Origin of the sequence: Reichenbachiella sp. (assembly GCF_039944555.1) — a bacterium.
GTDB lineage: Bacteria > Bacteroidota > Bacteroidia > Cytophagales > Cyclobacteriaceae > Reichenbachiella.
Genome location: NZ_JBDUYN010000010.1, coordinates 1 through 4,263, shown reverse-complemented (window position 1 = coordinate 4,263; position 4,263 = coordinate 1). Strand labels below are relative to the sequence as shown.

The following is a 4,263-nucleotide window of genomic DNA, read 5'->3' as shown; positions in this document are numbered from 1 at the left end:
CTATCCAACCCTATTTACGATCAGGTAGCATTGACCAACACCGCTACCAGCAATGCTGCTACCGCAGCTAACCTGCCTGCAGGTACTTATACCGCACTGGTTACTGATGAAACTACCAATTGTACCGAAAGCCTTGAATTTGATATCGTAGAGAATTTCTCTACGCCAGTAATCGATAATACTCAGCCAGCAGATGTGACAATTACTGAGGTTCAAAGATGTGAGGGCAATGTTGCTTTCCCAGATGGTATTATTGAATTGAGCGACGTAACAAGTACCGGCTATACCGATCCATTCAATCATTACAATTACACCTGGTACATCGGGACATCCAATGCTGGAACAGTTATTACAAATGGTACTGACATTATCACTCAAAAAGGAGAAACTCCGGCCGCAACAGTCAATGTATCAGGAGCAACAACCAATAGAATTGTTGGGTTGAATGCTGGATTCTATACTGTTGAAGCTACTAATAAAGTGACTGGATGTATCTCCGCTGAACTTACATTACAGGTAACAGAAAATCTTACGGTCATCACCATGGGGGAAACTCCGGTCTCTAACCAAATCAACTGTACTGGTGATCCAAATGGAGAAACCATAATAACAGCAACCGGAAGTGGGCATACTTTCGCCTACGAGTTCTTTGTTGGAAGTAACACAAATTTGGTCAACAAACTGGGCATTGCCCCTTTGAATGCAGATCCAACATACGATCAGGTAACCATAACCAATGCAACTACGAGTAATGCAGCTACGATTGCAGACTTACCAGCAGGTACCTATACTGCATTAGCCACTGACGATTTAACAAGCTGTACTGAAAGCCTTGAATTTACCATCACTGAAAATCTTACCGATATTCCGGTCATCGATATTACCAATGACCCGGCGGACGTAGACGTCACCGAAGTGAGTGCTTGTCTGGGAAGTACGGCCTATGCCAATGGTGCAATTGAATTGAAAAACGTGACTACCGGTATTGATACCGATGCAGTCAACGACTTTAACTATGTTTGGTATATCGGTAACTCAAATACAGGAACCGTCATCGCCAATGGCTCTGATATCGGTACTCAAAAAGGTGCTACCGCAACTGCCATCAACGTATCAGGGGCTACTACCAACCACATTGTAGGGCTCGATACCGGTGATTACACCGTGGAAGCAACCAACATTGCTACCGGATGTCTGTCTGCAGCCGTAGTGGTGACTGTGACAGAAAGCCTGGAGGTCATCACCATGGGTGAAACGCCGGTCTCTGATCAAATCAACTGTTCTGGTGATCCATCAGGTAGTTCTACCATTACTGCCTCTGATCCGGGAGGACATACTTTCACCTATGAGTTCTTCGTCGGACAAAATACCAATGCGGCCAACAAACTAGGAGTTGCTCCGATGACAGCTAACCCTACTTACGATCAGGTAACCTTATCTACACTCACTGGTGTAAATGCAGCGACTGCTAGTAAACTACCAGCTGGTACCTACACTGCACTTGTCACCGATGAAACTACGAGTTGTACACAATCTCGGGAATTTACAATTACCGAAACATTAACTCTTCCGAACGTCGATGGAACACTTGGAACAACAATCGGTACAGAAGTAGTTGTCACTGAAAATACCAGCTGCTCTGGAGCAACCACATATCCAAATGGAGCCATAAGACTAGGTTTAATCGATGGAGCCAATAATTATACAAACTACTCTTATGCTTGGTACTTCGGAAGTTCTGTCAATGTGAGTAATTTGATCAGTGCAGGAACCAATATTCTAGCTCAAAAAGGAGGTTCAGCTGGTACAGGAACCGTCGCTATTAACAATACGGTCGGAAGTATAAGTAATCTTGATGCGGGTGATTATACTGTAGTAGTGACCAACAATACAACAGGTTGTGCATCGACTGAATTAACAATATCTGTGAGTGACAATCTACCTGCAATAACTCCTACCGCCTCTGTAACCCAAGACGATTTTGCTTGTGACGCATCCAACCCAACGGGTCAAGTCACAGGAAACATATTGAATTATGATGGAGCAGGAGTAGCTGCAAATGTAGGGTTTACCATTGAGTGGTTTAAGGGGTCTAATACGCTTGCCACCAACTTGCTTCCTGCTGCTATCACAGGTGCTACGGCAACTCAAGATGCCCAAGGAAATGATCACATTATCAGTAACCTTCCTGATGGTACGTATACTGTAAAGATTACGAACAATACCACGAACTGTTTTGGTACTGACGAGGTAATCATAAGACGAGCCACTCCGGTAGTAACGCTAACACCAAGTGATACGGATCAAACGAATTGTACTCCTAACGGCCAAGCGGCAGTTGCACTCAATGCCTTAACCTATTCTGATGGAGGCGGCATACCTATTGGCTTCACTCCTGCCTACAGTTACTCTTGGCACGAAGGTCAGGATAATTCAGCTGCTGCACTTGGAGAAACAACGGGAACATTGAGTAATCAGATAGCTGGATACTATACTGTAGTGGTTACCGAAACTAGCTCAGGATGTGCCAGTCCGTTGACAACCATTCAAATTGTGGATGAGGTTTCCAACAAACAGCCAACTGCAGACATAAGAGCATTTGGCACACAACCGATATCTGGAATTATTGGTAATGTTCCTGGTTCATGTAATGCCAATGATGGGATAATAATTGCGAACATTACAACTAACCCCAACGGTAATAACCTGGCCTTATCATGGTATGCCGGTTCTGATGATTATACTGACGGCTCAGGAACTGAATTGACGACTAATGCTGCTTCAGTCAATGGAACAGCAACGAGCGCTTACGCTTCGCTCGGTGTTGCAGGATCTGGTAATGGCTACCCATCCGGGCTTTATTCTTTATTAATGGAGGATTTAACCACAGGATGTATATATCAACAAGTGTTCGACCTTCCTTTCAATGGTCAACAGGCCACGACTACCTTATCCATCGAGCATGTAGAAGAATGTCCTGATAATGGTGTGGCGAGAGTAGGAATGGGTGATAATATTACGATTACTTACAACACATTGACCGGCACATTCGACGATGGTGAGATCGTGACAGGAGCTCCAAGTACTGCTACCGGTGTAGTTGGTTTTGACAACGGAACAACTACTATGCAAATCTCAACTGCAACTGGCACATTTGCGGTTGGAGACGTAATTACAGGAGGGTCCACGGGAGCATTTGCTACAATCGCCAGTATTACTGGTGATGATACTACACCTGGAAGTAGAGATGGCTTAGTAGATGACATTAGACTTTATGATATTTACCTCTTCACAGGAGCTGGCGTTCCTCCAGGATATACTGGGGCTACCATTATCTCTGGCACCACAGTTACCAATGCAGATGACCTCGTTGAATTTACCGGGCTTCCAGCCGGTACATATACAGCTGTTGCAAGAGAAAGAGCTGGTCAACTCGGTGGTGGACAATGTTATTCTGCGGCGTCAACTGATGTCATTGAGCAGCGTGCTTATACGCCTATTATTGACAATTTTACCATAACCGATAACACGATCTGTGATTTTGCCAATTTCCCGATTGGCTTACCTAGCGGTAACGGCAGTATTACAGTCAATGGCAAGAAAAATGCTGATGACCTTATTCAACTTAACAATTTTGAATTCAGATGGTATGTATCTGGTGCTCAAACCTTTGGTGCCGATGAAATACAGATCAACACCAACGTATTGTCTTCAACAATAAATAGCCTGGATCCGGGAGATTATGTATTAGACATTTATAGATTGGGCTTAGCCGGACCGGCATCTAATGGATGTGTAGAATCAGTAACCTATACAGTCAATCATGTGCCTGAATTACATGCCATCACAGGCGGTACAATTACACACATCACCAACTGTAATGCCACGACGGCGGGACAAATTGTGATCGCTGATGCCGAAATTACCGATAACGTTGCTGATTATATTTTCACCTGGTACCAGTCTGATGCCACTACCGTAATTGGAGGGTTCCTTGGTGCTTCCCTCTCTGGAAGAACCGCAGGTACTTATTATGCTAAAGGAATTAGACAATCTAATGGTTGTGAGACTCCTTTGTTTGAGTATGAAATTCTGGACAATACCTCAGATCCGACCATCACCCTATCGCTCAATACTATCGATACCAGTTGTGATGCTACGGTAAATCAAGGAAACGGTATCATCAACTGGGCTCTCGATGCCAATGATGGAGCCAACTACTCCTTCCAGTGGTATGCAGGTACAACCGTAGCCGGTGGTACC

The 4,263-nt window shown here is 44.4% G+C and carries 1 protein-coding gene; it reads left to right on the top strand.

The window, feature by feature from the left end; all coding sequences use genetic code 11:
- The coding region (locus tag ABJD64_RS17320) for a hypothetical protein (protein ID WP_348181980.1) at positions 1-4,263 on the top strand (4,263 nt) is incomplete at both ends.